Annotated in this window: 18 protein-coding genes and 3 tRNA genes; 11 read left to right on the top strand and 10 right to left on the bottom strand. The window is 58.5% G+C overall.

From position 1 onward, the window contains the following. Positions 1–24: 24 nt before the first annotated feature. Positions 25–1353 carry an amino-acid N-acetyltransferase gene (argA, locus tag F3I21_RS16030; RefSeq protein ID WP_021506712.1) on the bottom strand — a complete coding sequence of 443 codons (1329 nt, stop codon included), beginning with the start codon at positions 1351–1353 and terminating at the stop codon, positions 25–27. Positions 1354–1585: 232 nt separating this feature from the next. Here argA and amiC point away from each other — a divergent pair, with 232 nt between their 5' ends. Then, entirely contained in the window at positions 1586–2821 is a 1236-nt protein-coding gene (gene amiC, locus F3I21_RS16025; RefSeq protein WP_150059303.1) for an N-acetylmuramoyl-L-alanine amidase AmiC, read from the top strand. Between the two features lie 88 nt (positions 2822–2909). Here the strand turns inward: amiC and F3I21_RS16020 are convergent. The 3 genes from F3I21_RS16020 to F3I21_RS16010 form a co-directional block, all read right to left on the bottom strand. Then, positions 2910–2986: transfer RNA gene (locus F3I21_RS16020), tRNA-Met, on the bottom strand. A gap of 52 nt (positions 2987–3038) precedes the next feature. After that, a tRNA-Met gene (locus tag F3I21_RS16015) sits at positions 3039–3115 on the bottom strand. 52 nt (positions 3116–3167) lie between these two features. After that, positions 3168–3244: transfer RNA gene (locus tag F3I21_RS16010), tRNA-Met, on the bottom strand. A gap of 207 nt (positions 3245–3451) precedes the next feature. On the opposite strand from F3I21_RS16010, the gene mltA reads away from it, so the two are divergent. Then, a complete protein-coding gene (gene mltA, locus F3I21_RS16005) occupies positions 3452–4600 on the top strand; it encodes a murein transglycosylase A (RefSeq protein ID WP_021507388.1) in 1149 nt (382 codons plus the stop codon). A 60-nt stretch (positions 4601–4660) separates the two neighbouring features. Continuing rightward, positions 4661–5467, top strand: coding sequence for a tRNA cyclic N6-threonylcarbamoyladenosine(37) synthase TcdA (gene tcdA, locus F3I21_RS16000; RefSeq protein ID WP_021507387.1), 807 nt, complete (start codon positions 4661–4663; stop codon positions 5465–5467). On the opposite strand, the gene csdE is transcribed toward tcdA, so the two are convergent. Together csdE and csdA are read right to left on the bottom strand one after the other, a co-directional pair. Continuing rightward, the gene (csdE, locus tag F3I21_RS15995; protein WP_058771612.1) at positions 5455–5907 is read right to left on the bottom strand and encodes a cysteine desulfurase sulfur acceptor subunit CsdE; all 453 of its coding nucleotides are present in this window, start codon (positions 5905–5907) and stop codon (positions 5455–5457) included. The two genes, tcdA and csdE, sit on opposite strands and share 13 nt — an antisense overlap. Positions 5908–5911: 4 nt before the next feature. Next, the gene (gene csdA / locus F3I21_RS15990; RefSeq protein WP_104093651.1) at positions 5912–7117 is read right to left on the bottom strand and encodes a cysteine desulfurase CsdA; all 1206 of its coding nucleotides are present in this window, start codon (positions 7115–7117) and stop codon (positions 5912–5914) included. A 208-nt stretch (positions 7118–7325) separates the two neighbouring features. On the opposite strand from csdA, the gene F3I21_RS15985 reads away from it, so the two are divergent. The 4 genes from F3I21_RS15985 to rlmM all read left to right on the top strand — a co-directional run bounded on the left by F3I21_RS15985 (position 7326) and on the right by rlmM (position 10349). Further along, positions 7326–7550 carry a YgdI/YgdR family lipoprotein gene (locus tag F3I21_RS15985; protein WP_010616412.1) on the top strand — a complete coding sequence of 75 codons (225 nt, stop codon included), beginning with the start codon at positions 7326–7328 and terminating at the stop codon, positions 7548–7550. A 342-nt stretch (positions 7551–7892) separates the two neighbouring features. Continuing rightward, entirely contained in the window at positions 7893–8810 is a 918-nt protein-coding gene (locus F3I21_RS15980; RefSeq protein ID WP_010616414.1) for a transcriptional regulator GcvA, read from the top strand. Positions 8811–8860: 50 nt separating this feature from the next. Then, positions 8861–9256, top strand: a complete 396-nt coding sequence (locus tag F3I21_RS15975) for a DUF423 domain-containing protein (RefSeq protein ID WP_021507384.1) — start codon at positions 8861–8863, stop codon at positions 9254–9256. Further along, complete coding sequence (gene rlmM, locus F3I21_RS15970; protein WP_150059302.1) at positions 9249–10349, top strand: 23S rRNA (cytidine(2498)-2'-O)-methyltransferase RlmM; 1101 nt, start codon at positions 9249–9251, stop codon at positions 10347–10349. The genes F3I21_RS15975 and rlmM overlap by 8 nt, the downstream gene beginning before the upstream one ends. 693 nt (positions 10350–11042) lie before the next feature. Here rlmM and xni read toward each other — a convergent pair. The 3 genes from xni to queF all read right to left on the bottom strand — a co-directional run bounded on the left by xni (position 11043) and on the right by queF (position 14245). After that, positions 11043–11810, bottom strand: coding sequence for a flap endonuclease Xni (gene xni, locus F3I21_RS15965; protein ID WP_104094370.1), 768 nt, complete (start codon positions 11808–11810; stop codon positions 11043–11045). A 38-nt stretch (positions 11811–11848) separates the two neighbouring features. Further along, positions 11849–13213: a nucleotide 5'-monophosphate nucleosidase PpnN gene (gene ppnN, locus F3I21_RS15960; protein ID WP_021507381.1), complete on the bottom strand. Its 1365-nt coding sequence runs from the start codon at positions 13211–13213 to the stop codon at positions 11849–11851. Positions 13214–13399: 186 nt separating this feature from the next. Then, positions 13400–14245 (bottom strand): NADPH-dependent 7-cyano-7-deazaguanine reductase QueF, encoded by an 846-nt coding sequence (gene queF / locus F3I21_RS15955; protein ID WP_058757052.1) that lies wholly within the window; start codon positions 14243–14245, stop codon positions 13400–13402. A gap of 62 nt (positions 14246–14307) precedes the next feature. Between queF and syd the strand changes: the two genes are divergently transcribed. The 4 genes from syd to F3I21_RS15935 all read left to right on the top strand — a co-directional run bounded on the left by syd (position 14308) and on the right by F3I21_RS15935 (position 17009). Next, a complete protein-coding gene (gene syd, locus F3I21_RS15950; RefSeq protein ID WP_104189646.1) occupies positions 14308–14856 on the top strand; it encodes a SecY-interacting protein in 549 nt (182 codons plus the stop codon). A 588-nt stretch (positions 14857–15444) separates the two neighbouring features. Next, complete coding sequence (locus F3I21_RS15945) at positions 15445–15771, top strand: YqcC family protein (RefSeq protein ID WP_058771608.1); 327 nt, start codon at positions 15445–15447, stop codon at positions 15769–15771. Then, positions 15771–16550, top strand: a complete 780-nt coding sequence (gene truC, locus F3I21_RS15940) for a tRNA pseudouridine(65) synthase TruC (RefSeq protein WP_058757049.1) — start codon at positions 15771–15773, stop codon at positions 16548–16550. The genes F3I21_RS15945 and truC overlap by 1 nt, the downstream gene beginning before the upstream one ends. A 12-nt stretch (positions 16551–16562) precedes the next feature. Beyond that, a complete protein-coding gene (locus tag F3I21_RS15935) occupies positions 16563–17009 on the top strand; it encodes a flavodoxin (RefSeq protein ID WP_021507375.1) in 447 nt (148 codons plus the stop codon). 124 nt (positions 17010–17133) lie between these two features. Here F3I21_RS15935 and garD read toward each other — a convergent pair whose 3' ends face one another. Next, positions 17134–18693 carry a galactarate dehydratase gene (gene garD, locus F3I21_RS15930; RefSeq protein WP_058757048.1) on the bottom strand — a complete coding sequence of 520 codons (1560 nt, stop codon included), beginning with the start codon at positions 18691–18693 and terminating at the stop codon, positions 17134–17136. Positions 18694–18698: the final 5 nt, after the last annotated feature.

Below are 18698 nucleotides of genomic sequence, written 5' to 3'. Positions count from 1 at the left end.
GCGGCGCGTAAGGTGCGCTGGCGCTTAGCGTAAGTCTGCCATCAGCACTTTGGAACGACGCTGATAGTTGTACATCTGCTTTTTGCTTTCAGGCAGCGACTCAATATCCACCGGCGTGAAGCCGCGCTCCTGGAACCAGTGGATACTGCGCGTTGTCAGCACGAACAGCTTCTTCAGCCCCATCTGCCGCGCCTGCAGCGCTACGCGCTCCAGCAGCAGCTCGCCGCGTGACGAGCTGCGATAGTCGGGGTGCACCGCCACGCAGGCCATCTCTCCGATTTGCTCGTCCGGGAACGGATAGAGCGCTGCGCAGGCGATGGTCATATTGTCGCGCTGAATAATGGTGAATTTGTCGATCTCCATCTCCAGCTGCTCGCGTGAACGGCGCACCAGAATGCCCTGCTGCTCCAGCGGACGAATCAGTTCAAGAATCCCGCCGATGTCGTTGATGTTGGCGCGGCGAATCTGCTCGGCCGACTCCATGACAATTTGCGTACCGATACCGTCACGCGAGAACAGTTCCTGCAGCAGTGCGCCATCTTCCTGATAGCTAATCAGATGGCTGCGGCGCACGCCGCTGCGGCAGGCTTTGACCGCGCCACGCAGGAAGCGCACGGTACCGGAGAGAAAATCACCGTCGCTCTCCATTTCATCAATACGCGTCTGCGCCTCGTTCGGGAACAGCTCGGAAATGATGGTGCCTTCGCGGTCGGTTACGCCCTGTTCGGAGCAGAAACCGATCATCTTCTCGGCTTTCAGCTTAATCGCCAGCTGCGTCGCCACCTCTTCCGAGGTCAGGTTAAAGCTCTCGCCGGTCACCGAGACCGCTACCGGCCCCAGCAGCACAATGGCATTGTTATCCAGCTGACGATGGATCGCCTCTTCGTCAATGCGGCGGATGCGGCCGCTGTGGCAGTAATCGACGCCGTCATCCACGCCCAGCGGCTGAGCGATGATGAAGTTACCGCTCACCACATTAATATGCGCGCCCTGCAGCGGCGTATTATTCAGGCTCATCGACAGACGCGCCGTAATATCGAGCTGTAAACGCCCGGCCGCCTGCTTCACCAGCTCCAGCGATTGGGCATCGGTCACGCGGGTGTGTTTGTGATAAATCGGCTCCAGCTGCTGCTGCGCGAGGCTGGCATCGATCTGCGGCCGTGCGCCATAAACCACCACCAGGCGAATGCCGAGACTATGCAACAGGCCGATATCGTTAACGATGCTGGAGAAGTTCTCATGCTCGATGGCCTCGCCACCCAGCATGATGACAAACGTCTTGTCACGGTGGGCATTAATATAGGGAACGGTATGGCGAAAACCCTGAACCAGTTCGGTACTGCGTTCCTTCACGGCAAACCCTCTGTGAATGGTTATTCGAAATTTATGTATTTTTATGCTCTTTCACCACTTTTTGCAAGCATCGGACCTGACGTTACTTTACGATTTTCCTGATGCAAGCCACGCTAACAGACTGCATTATCTGGTTTTTCCGGCAAGACAAGACATTCCTCATTGAATAAAGTTTTCGCCTTCTGCTCGTCAACTGACGATTTTTTAGACATAACACAGTAGCTGGAGCGGCATGTCCGAAGCTTTTACCCGAAGACGACTTTTACAGGGCGCAGGTGCGCTGTTGTTGCTGAGCGTGACGCGCAGCGGTTTTGCGGCCAGTCAGCACATTGTGGCCGTGCGCATCTGGCCATCCTCGACTTACTCGCGCGTGACGCTGGAATCCAACGTCGCGCTGCACTATAAGCAGTTCACGCTGAGCAATCCCGAACGGCTGGTGATCGATATCCAGAACCTGCATATCAACAGCGCGCTGAAAGGCATTGATAAGCTGGTGCGGGTGGACGATCCCTACATTAAAACCGCGCGCGTCGGTCAGTTCGATCCCACCACGGTGCGCGTGGTGCTGGAGCTGAAGCGCAGCGTGGCACCGAAAATCTTCACCCTCGATCCGGTCGCCGGTATTCGCCACCGGCTGGTGGTCGATCTCTATCCCAGCCAGTCGTCACAGGAAGAGGATCCGCTGCTGGCGTTACTGAAGGATTACAACCAGGGTGAACTGGAGCGCGATCAACCGGCGCAGGCGCCGCTACCGGGTAAAGCCGGGCGCGATCGACCGATTATTATCATGATCGATCCCGGTCACGGCGGGGAAGATCCCGGCGCGCACGGCAAGTACAAAACGCGCGAGAAAGATATCGTGCTGAAGATTGGACGCTATCTGAAAGCGCTGATCGACAAAGAACGTAATATGAAGGCTTACATGACGCGCAACGAAGATGTGTTTATACCGCTGCGCGTGCGGGTCGCGAAAGCGCGCAAGCAGCGCGCCGATCTGTTTGTCTCAATTCACGCCGACGCCTTTACCAGCCGGGCGGCGCGCGGCTCTTCGGTCTTCGCGCTCTCCACCAGCGGCGCAACCTCGGCCGCCGCGCGCTTTCTCGCCCAGACGCAGAACGAAGCGGATTTGATCGGCGGGGTCAGCATGAGCGGCGATCGCTATCTCGACCACACCATGTTCGATATGGTGCAGCGGCAGACCATCAGCGACAGTCTGAAGTTTGGCAAAGAAGTGCTGACGCGCATGGGCCACATTAACCACCTGCATAAACGCACGGTGGATCAGGCCGGCTTTGCGGTGCTGAAAGCGCCGGATATCCCGTCGATTCTGGTGGAAACGGCGTTTATCAGTAACGTTGAAGAAGAGCGGAAGCTGCGTACGCCGCGCTATCAGCATCAGGTGGCGGAAGCCATTCTGCACGGTATTAAGGCGTATTTTGACAAAGGCGGCGTGCTGGCACGGCGTTAGGGCAGGGCGGCAGCGATGCCGCTTTTTACCGGGCGCAGAAACAAAAAAACACCCGTCAGGGTGTTGTGATGTTCTTCGTCTGAAGAAGTGGTTGCGGGGGCCGGATTCGAACCGACGACCTTCGGGTTATGAGCCCGACGAGCTACCAGGCTGCTCCACCCCGCGTCCGTCTGTCGCACTGAGCGACCTTGCACATTGTATTCTTCGTTAAGACAATTGGTTGCGGGGGCCGGATTCGAACCGACGACCTTCGGGTTATGAGCCCGACGAGCTACCAGGCTGCTCCACCCCGCGTCCGTCTGTCGCGCTAAGCGACTTGCCACATTGTCTCTTCATCACGAAGAATTGGTTGCGGGGGCCGGATTTGAACCGACGACCTTCGGGTTATGAGCCCGACGAGCTACCAGGCTGCTCCACCCCGCGTCCGTGGATGCGCACTATACACCGGGCGTATGATGATGCAACCCCTTTTTTGCGTTAAAGCGCTAAATAGACAAACAGTTGCTGAATTATTTGGCCATTGGGCGATTTATTATACAGATGTGAGCGAGCTAGCCTGTGGCAGATTTCATTCTGTCTGCCCCTTTGCTATCGTCGCCGTGCAAACAACCAGCTTAAAAAGAGAAGGTAATGAAAGGACATTGGGCGAAGTATGCACTTACTGGCGCATTTCTGGCGCTGTTAGCCGGTTGTAGCTCTAAGCCGACCGATCGCGGTCAGCAATATATTGATGGCAAGCTGGAGCAACCGCTCGGGCTGGTGAATGAGCCGAACGCCAAAGGGCGCCCGGTCAATGGCCGTGATTTCGGCCTGCAGGTGCAGCAGATCCAGTCGGCGTCGTCCGGTCTGTATGGCCGCAACCTCGGCACTTACAGTGCGATTCAGAACTGGCTGCTCTCCGGGGCCGATACGCGTCAGCTGCGCCAGTTCGGCCTGAACGCCTATCAGATGGAAGGCACCGACAGCTACGGCAACGTACAGTTTACCGGTTACTACACGCCGGTGGTGGAAGCGCGTTATACCCGTCAGGGCGAATTCCAGTATCCGATTTATCGCATGCCGCCGCGTCCGCGCGGACAGAAGCTGCCAAGCCGCGCTTCTATCTATAGTGGCGCACTGGATGAGCGTTATGTGATTGCCTGGAGCAACTCGCTGATCGACAACTTTATGATGGACGTGCAGGGCAGCGGCTATGTCGATTTCGGCGATGGCCGTCCGCTGCGCTTCTTCGGCTACGGCGGCAAGAACGGCTGGGCTTACCACAGTATTGGCAAAGAGCTGATCGATCGCGGTGAAGTGAAGCGCGAAGACATGTCGATGCAGGCGATTCGGCAGTGGGCGCAGGAGCACTCGCCGCAGGAAGTGCGCAACGTACTGGAAACCAATCAGTCGTTCGTGTTCTTTAAGCCGGAAGAGTATGTGCCGGTGCGCGGCGCCAGCGCGGTACCGCTGATTGCCAAAGCCTCGGTGGCGTCCGATCGTTCGCTGATTCCCGCCGGCACGGCGCTGCTGGCTGAAGTGCCGCAGCTGAATGAGAAGGGCAAATTCAACGGCAAATATGAGATGCGCCTGATGGTCGCGCTGGACGTGGGTGGCGCGATCAAAGGCCAGCACTTCGATATCTACCAGGGCGTCGGCCCGGATGCGGCGCATCTGGCGGGCTTCTACAACCATTATGGCCGCGTCTGGGTGCTGAAAGCCGCGCCGGGAACCGGCCAGCCGCTGTTCAGCAATCCGCAAAACGGCAATAATGGTTCATTGATTATCGGCGCAAATTGATAGGCTGCGCACCCTGGGTTTGTCGGGTGCGCGTCTGCGCATCGTACTAAAAGGTTAGCTATGAAAGTTGTCAGCGACGCCTGGCGCCAGCGATTTGGCGGCACGGCGCGTCTCTACGGGCAGGAAGCACTGCAGCGTTTTGCTGACGCGCATTTCTGCGTCATCGGCATCGGCGGCGTCGGTTCCTGGGCGGCCGAAGCGCTGGCGCGCACCGGCATCGGTAAAATTACCCTGATCGACATGGACGATGTGTGTATTACCAATACCAACCGTCAGATTCATGCGTTGCAGGGGCATGTCGGTCAGGCGAAAACCGAGGTGATGGCGCAGCGTATCCACGCCATCAATCCGGAGTGTGAGGTGATCTGCATCGATGACTTTATCACGCCGGACAATACCGCTGAGCTGATGGCGGCGGGGTTCGACTATGTGATTGACGCGATTGATAGCGTGAGGCCTAAGGCTGCGCTGATCGCCTGGTGCCGGCGTAATAAGATCCCGCTGATCACCACCGGTGGCGCCGGCGGACAGATCGATCCGACGCAGATTCAGGTCAGTGACTTAGCCAAAACCATTCAGGATCCGCTGGCTGCCAAACTGCGCGAGCGGCTGAAAAGTGATTTTGGTGTAGTGAAAAACAGCAAGGGTAAACTGGGAATCGACTGCGTATTCTCTACCGAGGCGCTGGTGTATCCGCAGCCGGACGGCAGCGTATGCGCTTCGCGCAGCACGGCGGAAGGGCCAAAGCGCATGGATTGTGCCGCCGGCTTTGGTGCGGCCACCATGGTGACCGCCACCTTTGGTTTTGTTGCGGTGTCGCACGCGCTGAAAAAATTCCTCGCGCGCGCGGCGCGTCAGTCTGCCTGATGCGCGCGGGCGGCACGCTGTACCGCCTCAGCCAGCGCCTGTAAACCACTGCTGCGCGAGGCGCTCAGCTGCGCGCGCAGCCCTAAGGTATCAAACAGCGCCAGCGGGTCTGTGGCTAACAGGGCCGCGGGCGTTTTTCCTTCCACCGCTGTCAGCAGCACCGCCAGCAATCCGCGCACAATGCGCCCCTCACTGTCGCCGTAAAAATGCAGCGTGCCGTCGGCCCGCTGCTGGCTGCTGAGCCAGACGCGGTTTTCGCAGCCGGAGAGCTCAATGTCCGCCGTTTTCAGCGCTTCCGGCAGCGCCGGCAGCTGGCGGCTGAGCTGAATCAGCTGGCGGTAGCGATCTTCCCACTGATGAAAATGGGCAAACTTCTCCGTCAGGCTGGCTTCGGTAATCAGATCCCCAAACGGATGAGGGGCAAGCAGGGCTGATGTCATTACGTTACTCACTCAGTAAATCCACGGCATGGTGCATGGCGCGCACCAGCGCGTCCACGTCCTGCAGATTATTATAGGGGGCAAATGAGACGCGCAGCGTACCGCTGACGCCAAGCGCCGCCATCAGCGGCTGGGCACAGTGCTGGCCGGCGCGCAACGCGATGCCCTGTTCCGCCAGCAGCGTCACGATATCGCTGTGGTGAATACCGGCGATATCAAACGCCAGCAGGCTGGCGCTGCCGCAGCGGAAACTGCGGAAGCCGGGAATAGCGCTGAGTTGCTCTTCGGCAAGGCTGGCCAGCTGCTGGCTCCAGCGTTCGGCTTTTTCCGCATCGTACTGCCCCAGCCAGTCCAGCGCCGCACTCAGCCCGACCACGCCCGCCACGTTCGGCGTGCCTGCTTCAAAGCGCCACGGCACCGGCTGCGGCGTGAAGCCGCTGAAATCGACCTGCGTCAGCATTTTGCCGCCGCCCTGCCACGGCGGCATCGCGTCCAACAGCTCCGCTTTGCCGTACAGCACACCAGTGCCCATCGGACCGTACAGCTTGTGCGCGGAAAAGGCGTAGAAGTCGATATCCAGCGCCTGCACATCCGGCGGGCAGTGCACCACGCCCTGCGCGCCATCCACCATCACTTTCGCCCCGACGCCGTGCGCCAGCGTAATCGCCTGCGCCAGATCCGGACAGCCGCCGGTCACGTTAGACATCTGACCTATCGCCAGCAGCCGGGTGCGCGCGTTGAGCAGTTGCGGCAGCAGGGCGATATCCGGCCGCCGGTCAGCGCCAAGCGGCCACTTAATCACTTTCGCACCGCTGGCCTGCGCCACCATCAGCCACGGCACCAGATTGGCGTGGTGCTCGGCCTCGCTCACCACAATCTCGTCGCCCGGTTGCAGACGCGGCGCCAGCCAGCTGTGCGCCACCAGGTTGATGGCCTCTGTGGTGCCGCGCGTCCAGACGATTTGCCGATCGTCCGCCGCCTGCAGCCAGTGCGCCACGCGCGCACGCGCCTGTTCATACTGTGCCGTCAGCGCGCGGGCAGCGGCGAACTGGCTGCGGTGGACGGTGCCGCCGCTCAGCGAATAAAACTGTGCGGTCGCGTCAATCACCGCCTGCGGCTTCAGCGCGGTGGCAGCGCTGTCGAGATAGACACCCGCATCGCTCAGCGCGGGAAACTGCTGACGAAACTCGCCAGGAGAGAAATGGGTCATACTCAGCTCACTTACTTGGATGTTAGGACCAGGCTGAAAGCCACGCCGTGGCCTGGCAAAGCTGGAAAAGCGCGTTATGCTAATTATTGCAAGGTTTGAACCGAAACCCGCATAACGAATCGGTCTGTTCCAGTCGATCGCTCTGTTTGCTGCCACTGGTCAGCGCACGCGGGTGGTTTAATGCAATCAATCTGCAAGGAGATAGAAGATGAATAAACTCGCCGCAGTGCTGGCCGTGTGCACCATGGCCTTTACCCTGGCCGCCTGTTCCAGCAACTACGTCATGCATACTAATGATGGTCGCACCATTGTTGCGGATGGCAAACCAAAAGTTGACGATGAAACCGGTATGATCAGCTATAAAGATGCCAATGGCAACGAGCAGCAGATTAACCGCTCAGATGTGAAAGAGATGGTGGAAATGGGCCAGTAAGCCCGGTAAGCAGGTAAAAAAAAGCACCGCAATTTGCGGTGCTATTTAAAATCACTATGGACAGACAGGGTAAATCTACAGGAATTAAAAGTTTGATCTGCAATCGTCAGATCAAAATGCAAACACAACATCACGACCACAAGCCAAAAGCTCTCTAAAAGTCTGCGATCTCTCGCACGTTTCCAGAAATCTTTTCGTTCCGGCTCAGGAAGTGCGGCAACTATAGGTATTTGCTGGAGCTTCCTCAACGGACAAATTATAATGTCTCGGATTAAAAAATCTAATACGTAACGACTTTGTATAAGTTGCAGTGTTACGCTGTCAATCCGGGTACGGAAAACCATGTCAAAACGCCTTCCGCCGCTTAATGCTCTTCGCGTCTTCGACGCTGCGGCCCGTCATTTGAGCTTCACCAAAGCCGCTGAGGAGCTGTTTGTCACCCAGGCGGCTGTCAGCCATCAGATTAAATCGCTGGAAGATTTTCTCGGTCTCAAGCTGTTTCGCCGGCGCAATCGTTCGCTGTTACTGACCGAAGAGGGTCAAAGCTACTATCTCGATATCAAAGAGATTTTTTCGGCACTGAACGATGCCACGCGCAAACTGCAGGCGCGCAGTGCCAAAGGGGCTCTCACCGTCAGCCTGTTGCCGAGTTTCGCCATTCAGTGGCTGGTTCCGCGCCTCTCCAGCTTTAATCTGGCTTATCCGGGCATTGATGTGCGTATCCAGGCGGTAGACCGTGATGAGGAGAAGCTGGCCGACGATGTCGACGTGGCGATTTTTTACGGCCGCGGCAACTGGCCCGGTTTGCGGGTAGAGAAATTGTATGCCGAATATCTGCTGCCGGTGTGCTCGCCGCTGCTGCTGACCGGCGACAATCCGCTCAAATCACCAGCCGATCTGGCGCATTTCACGCTGCTGCATGACGCCTCGCGCCGTGACTGGCAATCCTATATTCGTCAGCTGGGCTTGCAGCACATTAATGTTCAGCAGGGGCCGATCTTCAGCCACAGCGCCATGGTGCTGCAGGCGGCGATCCACGGCCAGGGCGTGGCGCTGGCCAATAACGTGATGGCGCAGAGTGAAATTGAGGCCGGACGGCTGGTCTGTCCTTTCAACGATGTCTTAGTGAGTAAAAATGCTTTTTATCTGGTTTGTCATGACAGCCAGGCAGAACTGGGTAAAATAGCCGCCTTTCGGCAGTGGATTCTGGAAAAAGCCGCAACTGAACAAGAAAAATTCCGCTTCCGCTACGATCACTAACGCGTTGCCTGCCGCACAGTGATGTGCGGTTTCACCTTGAGGATAAATGAATGTCCAGTCGTGCCATGTTTATATTTGCCGCCATCAGCGGCTTTCTGCTGGTGGCGTTTGGTGCTTTTGGGGCGCACGTGCTGAGCAAAGCGCTCGGCGCGGCCGAGATGGCGTGGATCCATACCGGCCTTGAATATCAGGCGTATCATACGCTGGCGATTATCGGTATTGGCGCAGCGATGCTGCGTCGCGCCAATATCTGGTTTTACTGGAGCAGCGCCGCGATGGCGCTGGGTATCGTCCTGTTCAGCGGTAGCCTGTATTGTCTGGCGCTGTCGCACCTGAAGTTTTGGGTGTTTGTTACGCCGGTTGGAGGCCTGTGCTTCCTGATTGGCTGGTTTTTGATGTTGATTGGCGCGCTGCGTCTGAAACGAAAGGCAGATCGCCATGAATAAAGTTTTACTCTATTGCCGCCCGGGATTTGAGAAAGAGTGCGCGGCAGAAATCAGTGCCAAAGCAGCGGAACGTGAAATCTATGGTTTTCCGCGCGTTAAAGACGACGCCGGTTACGTGCTGTTTGAGTGCTATCAGCCGGAAGAGGCGGAAAAACTGATCGCCACGCTGCCGTTCGCGGAGCTGATTTTTGCCCGGCAAATGCTGGTGGTGGGCGAGCTGCTGCGCGATCTCCCGCCGGAAGATCGTATTACCCCGATCGTCGGCATGCTGAGCGGCGTGGTGGAGAAGGGCGGCGAGCTGCGCGTTGAAGTGCCCGACACCAATGAAGCCAAAGAGCTGACCAAATTTTGCCGCAAGCTGACGGTACCGCTGCGCGCCAGCCTGCGCGACAGCAAAATCCTGCTGAATTATGAGAGCAAGAAACGTCCGGTAGTGCATGTGTTCTTTATCGCGCCGGGCACCTGCTACGTTGGTTATTCGCTGCCGCACAACAACTCGCCGTTTTACATGGGCATTCCGCGCCTGAAGTTCCCGGCCGATGCGCCAAGCCGCTCTACGCTGAAGCTGGAAGAAGCATTCCATGTGTTCGTGCCGGCCGATGAGTGGGACGAACGGCTGGGCAGCGGCATGTATGCGGTCGATCTCGGTGCCTGCCCCGGCGGCTGGACCTATCAGCTGGTGAAGCGCAGCATGTGGGTCTACGCGGTGGATAACGGCCCGATGGCACCAAGCCTGATGGATACCGGACAGGTTACGCACTGCCGCGAAGACGGGTTCAAATTCCGCCCGCCGCGCAGCAACATCAGCTGGCTGGTGTGCGACATGGTGGAAAAACCGGTGCGCGTCGCCAGCCTGATGACCGAATGGCTGGTCAACGGCTGGTGCCGTGAGGCGATCTTCAACCTCAAGCTGCCAATGAAAAAGCGCTATGAAGAAGTTACGCAGAACCTGGCAATGATGGACGCGGCGCTGAAGGAGAAGGGCGTAAACGCGCAAATCCAGGCGCGCCAGCTGTATCACGACCGCGAAGAAGTGACCGTGCATGTGCGCCGGATTTGGGCGGCAGTCGGCGGACGGCGCGACGAACGCTAGGCCTGCTTCATACTTTGCACTATCGCGGCGTTGGCTGCGCCTGCTTCATACTTTGCACTACCGCAGCGTTGGCTGCGCCTGCTCGCCCCGGTCACATACTGATGTATGCTCCCGGGGACTCCCAGGCTTGCCGCCTTGTGCCAGCACAAATTATTTCGCAGAACTTCTGCTTCATACTTTGCACTATCGCGGCGTTGGCTGCGTCTGCTCGCCCCGGTCACATACTAATGTATGCTCCCGGGGACTCTCAGGCTTGCCGCCTTGCGCTAGCACAAATTATTTCGCAGAAATTAGGTGCACCAGCCCGTAGCGGCGCGATTCATCGCGCAATAAATTGCGCCGCTACCAAAACCGCAATCGGTGTGGAATGGGGCTGAAACCTGCCTGACCAGCTCGGGCTTGCCGTCCTGCGGTGGCACAAATTATTTCGCTGAAATTAGCTGCACTAACCTTTAGCGGCGCGATTCATCGCGCAATAAATTGCGCCGCTACCAAAACCACAACCGGTGTGGAATGGGGCTGAAACCTGCCTGACCAGCTCGGGCTTGCCGTCCTGCGGTGGCACAAATTATTTCGCAGAAATTAGGTGCACTAACCCGTAGCGGCGCGATTCATCGCGCAATGTGTGGGATTGAATTTACCTGAACAGCTCAGGCTTGCCGTGCTGCTGTAGGGGCGCCATTCATGGCGACCTCAATGACGCGCCGGACCCTGATACCGCAACGTATTTAAATTCCCCTGCAATACCAAATCCCGCTTCAGCGTTGACACCTGTCGGCACACCTCGGCGATCGCGCGGTGATCGCGTAACTTCTTCTGCCACTTCTCAGGTACCTGATCCAGCTGCTGATACAGCGCCTCGAGCGAACCAAACTGCAGCAGCAGTTCCCGTGCGCTTTTCGGTCCGATGCCGGGCACGCCTGGAATTTTGCTGCTGCTGATACCGCATAAGCCCCAGTAATCCGCCAGCTGGGCCGGCGCGACGCCGAACTCCTGTTCGATAAACGGCACGTCCAGCCAGCGCTTCTGAAAATAATCGCGGATGCGGATGCTCGGTGCCAGCAGCTGGCAGTAACCTTTATCGGTGGAAACGATGGTGGCCTGATGACCGGCGTCGGCCATCTTCACTGCCAGCGTCGCGGCCAGATCGTCCGCTTCATCCTGTTCGGCAACCCAGCATCTGACACCGCTGGCCTCAAAGGCCGCCTGCAGCGAGGCCATCTCCTGCTGTAAATCATCCGGCATCGGCGGGCGACCCGCTTTGTAGTCCGGCAATAACTGATGACGCCAGCCAGGCTGTCGGTCATGGCTGTCAAACACCGCCACCACGTGCGTTGGCCGCGTGTGACCCAGCAGCTGATGCAGCGCCGCCACGCAGGCCTCGCGACAGGGCGAACCCTGCACGGCGTGCAGGCGGCGGATCAGATTGAGCGCGTCGATAATCAGCAGATGAAGCGACATAGTGATACCGGCAGCCCGCAGGCTGCCTTCCTGATGGGTTATTTGATGATTTCGTAGCAGGGGATGTAAGCACTGCCGGGCAGCTTCATGCGCTGCTGCGCGACGAAGCCCTGCAGCAGTTCGTCCATGCGGTGCATCAGATCGGCATCGCCTTGCAGCTGATACGGACCTTTTTCCCGGATTTCGCGGATCCCCATCTCTTTGACGTTACCGGCCACGATGCCCGAGAAGGCACGCCGCAGATCCGCCGCCAGTTTTTCCGCTGGCTGATTCGGGAACAGCTTGAGATTGGCCATATTTTCGTGGGTCGGCAGGAACGGCACCTGCAGATCCGGCGCAATGCGAATCGACCAGTTAAAGCTGTAAGCATCGCCGGTTTCGCGGCGGTACTCTTTCACCTGCGGCATGGCTTTCTTCATCAGACGCGCCACTTCCGCAGCATCATCAATGATGATTTTGTAATGCCGGCGCGCGGCTTCACCCAGCGTATTAACGATGAAATCATCCAGCACGCGGAAGTAATCGGCGCTCTCTTTTGGCCCTGTGAGGATCAGCGGCAGGACCTGATCGCTGTTCTGCGGATTCATCAGAATGCCCAGCAGATACAACAGCTCTTCAGCTGTACCTACGCCGCCCGGGAAGATCACGATGCCGTGCGCGATGCGCACAAAGGCTTCCAGACGCTTTTCGATATCCGGCATGATGATCAGTTCATTCACCAGCGGGTTAGGTGGCTCCGCAGCGATGATCGACGGTTCGGTCAGGCCGATAAACCGGCTGTCGTGGTAGCGCTGCTGTGCATGGCCTACCGCTGCCCCTTTCATCGGCGCTTCCATCACGCCCGGACCACAGCCGGTACAGATGTTCAGTTCGCGCAGGCCCATCTGCGTCCCGACATTGCGGCAGTATTGATATTCGACCGCGTTGATGGAGTGACCGCCCCAGCACACCACGGTGTTGGGATATTCGCCCACGTGCAGCGCGCGCGCGTTGCGCAGAATAGAAAACACCTGATTGGTGATGTGCGCGGAGTCGGTGACATCCTGATTCTGCAGACGATCCGCTGCCGAGAGCTGACCGTTAACAAACAGAATATCGCGCAGTACGGCAAACAGGTTCGCCTGCAGCGAACGGATAATCCGGCCGTCAACAAACGCCTCTTCCGGCGGGTTGATCAGCTCCAGTTTCACGCCGCGCTCGCGGCGCAGCACGTTGATGTCAAAGTTTTCAAAGCGGGAAAGCAGTTCGTGGCTACTGTCGGTCTGGCTGCCGGAGTTGAGTACCGCCAGCGAACAGTTGCGAAACAGCTGGTAGAGATCGCTGCTGGCAGTGCGCTTCAGCATGTCGACTTCCAGCTGGGAGAGCAGATCCATTGAGCCAAGCGGACTGATATGTGTAATCAAGAGAACTCCTTTACACGCAAATGCGTGACTGATGACGCTGCGCTTAACCCGTTGAGCGCAGTGACGAAAATCCTTCGGTAAGCACGCTGTCGCCCTCGCGCCTGTACCAGAGTACCGTTGTCGGCCGCGAATGCTCAAGTGGAACCGCGCTTCCGTGCGGCGGCCTGCGAGACATCTCGCAATCTGTTACTGGCGCACCAGGCGGGAGTAGCCCGGCGTGAAGGGGACATTGCTGCGCCACGGATTGATATCCAGCCCGCCGCGCCGCGTGTAGCGCGCGTAGACGGTTAATGCTGCTGGCTGACAAAAGCGCTGAATATCGTTAAAAATACGCTCGACGCACTGCTCGTGAAACTCATTGTGCTGGCGGAACGAAATCAGATAGCGCAGCAGCGCTTCGCGATCGATACGCGGGCCCTGATAGCGAATCATCACCGAGCCCCAGTCCGGCTGATTGGTGATCAGACAGTTCGATTTCAGCAGATGGCTGACCAGCGTCTCTTCAACCACTTCGCTGCCCGTTGCGCTGGCGAGGTAATCAGCGTTAAAGCCGTAATCGCTGATGGTGATATCCTGCTCGTCAATGACATCGCCAGCGAAGTGCCCGATCGGCTGACCTTCCACTTCGCTCAGACGAAACAGCGCCACGCTGACCTGGCCGTTAGCGCAGGCGCTGAGATCGCGCTCCAGCGTTTGCCGTACGGCGCCCCAGTCGGCGAAAATCGTCTGGTTAAAGCTGTTAAGATAGAGTTTGAAGCTTTTGGACTCGATCAGATTCACGCTGTCGGCGCTTAGCACCACTTCGCCGACCGCGACCTGCGGCACGCCTTTGCTGTTTAGCCAGGAGAGTTCATACAGCGTCCAGATATCTGCGCCGTGGAACGGCAGGTTGTCGGGATAGAGCCCGAGCGGCTCACGATTCAGGCTGCGCGGCACCGCCTGCAGCAGCGTGTTATCGTAGCGATCAACATACGCGGTGGGCTTACCCAAAGTCAGGCCGCTCAGCGCCGTATCCCGGTTTTCAGAAGACATAACGGTTACCACTAAAATCCATCAAAGGGAGTCAGTGTAACCGATCACCAGCGAGAAGATGAATGATGCAGCAAACCGCAGAGGCCCTGCGCGATTTTACCGCCCGTTATGTAGCGCACTGGCAGCAGCAGCACGGCCATTTTCCCGCCAGCGCAGAGCTGTACGGCGTGCCGTCGCCCTGCATCATCAGTGAACTGGATGAGCGTGTCCTGTGGCAGCCGCAGGATTTTATCCTGCCAGCCTCGCTGGCAGCCGTTGAGCGCGCACTGGATATTCAGCTGCAGCCGGACCTCACCACGTTCTATACCACGCAATTTGCCGGCGACATGCACGCGCAGTTTGCACAGCAGCCGCTGACGCTGCTGCAGGTGTGGAGCGAGGACGATTTTACCCGCCTGCAGGAGAACCTGATTGGTCATCTGGTGATGAAGCGCCGTCTGAAACAGAGCCCGACGCTGTTTATTGCCACGACAGATTCAGAGCAGGATGTTATCGCGGTGTGTAATCTGACCGGCGAGGTAATTGTGGAGCAGCCGGGAACGAAAAAGCGGCAGAAACTGGCGGTGGATATTCAGACATTTCTTAATGCTTTACAACCGGTTAGTTCTTGAGTTGCAGACTTTTCTCGCAGCCCATGTAAGAGATCTCTCACAACTGTTGTGCGAGATCGCCAGAACATTGCGCAGACTTCCGGAAGTCCGCAATGTAAAAATATTGTGAATCATGCAGTTATGGCATCAATCCGAAAATACAGACATGGCTTAATCGTTTAACGGCGCTTACTGACTTGTTATTGCGATGGTTTCTGCCAGAATAGTCACCACTGGCAGGAAGCCACGGATCGAGAGACGTTCAGGAGAATGTCAGCCAGGCGGCAGGAACGTAACGGAGTTTACGTCACAGGGAAGGCTTCAGGATGAAGCAGGACACTCCGGAGTGAGTAAAGGACACCTCCAGGATGGAGAATGAGAGCCACGCGGGATGTGGCGGGCCAGGATGCTAAGGACCAATGTCACGATGACAGGCGACGGAAAGCGCAGGAACAGTTGTCATGGATGAGCAGGGAGCACAGCGGTGGCGGGAATGCTGCAAACGAACCGGGAGCACTGTAATCACAGTGCTCCCTTTTTTTATGCCGTTTTTGCGCGCGCACCCACTAATGATATGCTTGCCGCCCCTTTTTGACGCGGAGGTAGCGTATGTCGACGCACCTGATTATTCAGCGGCTGCAGCAGGTCGAAGCGGTGATGCGCGAACACGGCCACTGGCAGACGCACGCCCCGGCGGCGGAAGCCTTTAATAGCACGCAACCTTTCTGTCTCGATACCCTGCAGCCGCTCGAATGGCTGCAGTGGGTCCTGCTGCCGCGCATGCAGGCGCTGCTTGACGCCGGCGCCGCGCTGCCGCAAAACTTCGCCGTTACGCCTTATTATGAGATGGCCCTGCCGCCCACCACGCCGGGCCATGCAGCGCTGCTGCTGACGCTCAGCCAGCTTGATGCGCTGTTTGCGCCGCCGGACGCCTGATGCTGGAGATCATTTATCAGGATGCATGGCTGGTTGCGGTGAATAAACCGGCGGGCTGGCTGGTGCACCGCAGCTGGCTTGATCGCAAAGAGAAAGTGGTGGTGATGCAGACGGTGCGCGATCAGATTGGTCAGCACGTATTTACCGCGCATCGCCTCGATCGTCCCACGTCTGGCGTGCTGCTGATGGGGCTCTCCAGCGAAATCGGGCGGCTGCTGGCGCAGCAGTTTGAACAGCATCAGATACAGAAGACCTATCACGCAGTGGTGCGCGGCTGGCTGGACGGTAGCGCAACGCTGGATTATCCGCTGGTGGAAGAGCTGGATAAAATTGCGGACAAGTTTGTCACGGAACCGCGCGCGCCGCAGCCGGCGGTCACCGATTATCGCGCGCTGGCGCAGGCGGAACTGCCGGTGGCTATCGGCAAGTACCCCAGCGCACGTTATACGCTGGTTGAGCTGTCGCCGCACACCGGGCGCAAGCATCAGCTGCGACGCCATATGGCGCACCTGCGTCATCCGATTATTGGTGACAGCTCGCACGGCGATCTGCGGCAGAACCGCGGTGCCGCAGCCCACTTTGGCATGGATCGCCTGATGCTGCACGCCAGTGCGCTGACGCTAACGCATCCGGTGACCGGCGAACCGCTGGTGATTCGCGCCGGGCTGGATCGTGTCTGGCAGCAGATGCTGCAATCGTTTGGCTGGCAGCAGCAACTGCCCGAGGTGCCGAGGGTTGAGTTTGCCGCTGAGGCAGTCCAGGATAAGCCGACAGAATAAAGGAGCGGCAAAATGGCAAAGATTGGCATTTTTACAGGTACGGTATACGGCAATGCGCTGCTGGTTGCCGAAGAGGCGCAGCCGGTGCTGGAAGCGCAGGGGCATGAGGTGAAGGTGTTTGAAGATCCGTCACTGGCCGACTGGCAGGCTTACAGCAAAGAGGTCGCGTTAATTGTTACCTCGACCACCGGGCAGGGCGATTTTCCGGACAATATCGCGCGGCTGTATGTGCAGGTGCGCGATGAGCTGGGCTATCAGCCTGAGCTGCGCTATGGCGTGATCGCTTTAGGCGACAGCAGTTACGACCATTTCTGTGGAGCAGGAAAGACTTTTGATGCCACGCTGCAGGAGCAGCAGGCGCAGCGTATTGGCGAGGTGCTGCTGGTGGATGCGACGGAAAATCCGGAGCCCGAGTCAGTGACCACGCCGTGGGTGGAGAGCTGGGGTAAGTTGTTGTAAATCAGGCCCTCACCCTAACCCTCTCCCGCAGGCGGGAGAGGGAACAGCCTGTGCGCGCGGGGGCTGCAGGGATTAACCTTAACGGTTCACCCGAACCGCTCCTCTTCCGCCAGGTGTGCACACATCATGTCACCGGTGCCGGATTGAATACCGCCAGCTGATTACGGATTCCCCAGCGATCTGACCACGTCTGTTTACGTCCGCTGGCGATATCCAGAATCAGCTCGAACAGCCGCCAGCCGACCTGTTCAATACTCTCTTCGCCCGTCGCGATGGTGCCGGCATTGATGTCCATCAGGTCATGCCAGCGGTTCGCCAGCGCGCTGCGCGTCGCCATTTTGATCACCGGAATCGCCGCCAGACCGTAAGGCGTGCCGCGCCCGGTGGTGAACACCTGCAGCGTAATGCCGGAAGCCATCTGCTGGGTGCCACAGACAAAATCGCTGGCCGGCGTGGCGGCGTAAATCAACCCGCGCTGCGTCGGGCGCTGTCCGGGTGACAGCACTTCGACAATCGGGCTGCGGCCGGATTTGGCAATTGAGCCCAGCGCTTTTTCTACCACATTGGCCAGGCCGCCTTTTTTATTGCCCGGCGACGGATTCGCGCTGCGGTCGGTTTGCCCCTGGCTCAGATAATCGTCGTACCACGCCATCTCCTCCAGCAGCCGTTTGCCCACCGCTTCGTTCACCACACGCGGCGTCAGCAGATGGATCGCATCGCGCACCTCGGTCACTTCCGAGAACATCACCGTCGCACCACAGCGCACCAGCAGATCCGAGGCAAAGCCAACCGCCGGATTGGCCGTCACGCCGGAAAACGCGTCGCTGCCGCCGCACTGGGTACCCACTACCAGCGCCGACGCCGGACAGGTTTCGCGCTGACGCTGGTTGAGTTTTTTCAGATGGCGCTCGGCCACCTGCAGAATTTCATCGACCATCGCGCCAAAGCCAACGTGACGCTCATCCTGCAGGCGCACGATATCGCGCTCATCCAGCGAAATGGCCTGTACGTCCGGTGTACCGGTCAGCAGGCGCTCCGGCTGTAATTTCTCGCAGCCGAGGCTCACCACCATCACTTCGCCGCCAAAATTAGGATTCAGTGCAAGGTTGTGAATGGTGCGAATCGGCACCACCGCCGCCGGTGCGTTGATCGCCACGCCGCAGCCATATAAATGGTTGAGCGCCACCACCCCATCGACGTTGCTGTAGCGCGGCAGCAGATCGCGCTCAATCAGCTGCACCACGTAATCCACCACGCCCGCCACGCAGTGCACGCTGGTGGTGATGCCGAGCAGATTGCGCGTGCCGACGCTGCCGTCGGCATTGCGATAGCCTTCAAAGGTGTAGCCGTCCAGCGGCGGCAGGGGCGGCGGCACGTTGGTTGCCAGCGGCAGGCTGGCCAGCGGTGGGGCGGCGGGCAGCGCCACCAGTGACTCCTCAATCCAGCTGCCACGCGCAATCGGGCGCAGCGCTGTGCCAATCACTTCACCGTAACGCACGATGTCGCCATGCAGGGCGATATCGCTCAGCGCCACTTTGTGCCCCTGCGGCACATGCTCAGTCAGCTGCAGACCGTCATCAAAGCGGCTGCCTGCGGGCAATCCCTGATCGTTGACCACTATCGCCACGTTATCGGCGTCGTGCACTTTAATGTAGCGCGGTTTGTCTGTCAGAGGTCGGTTCATTGCTC

Origin of the sequence: Pantoea sp. B_9 (assembly GCF_008632015.1) — a bacterium.
In the GTDB taxonomy this organism is placed as follows: domain Bacteria; phylum Pseudomonadota; class Gammaproteobacteria; order Enterobacterales; family Enterobacteriaceae; genus Pantoea; species Pantoea dispersa.
The sequence above is the reverse complement of the archived record's forward strand: the minus strand, read 5'-3'. Positions and strand labels throughout refer to the sequence as shown.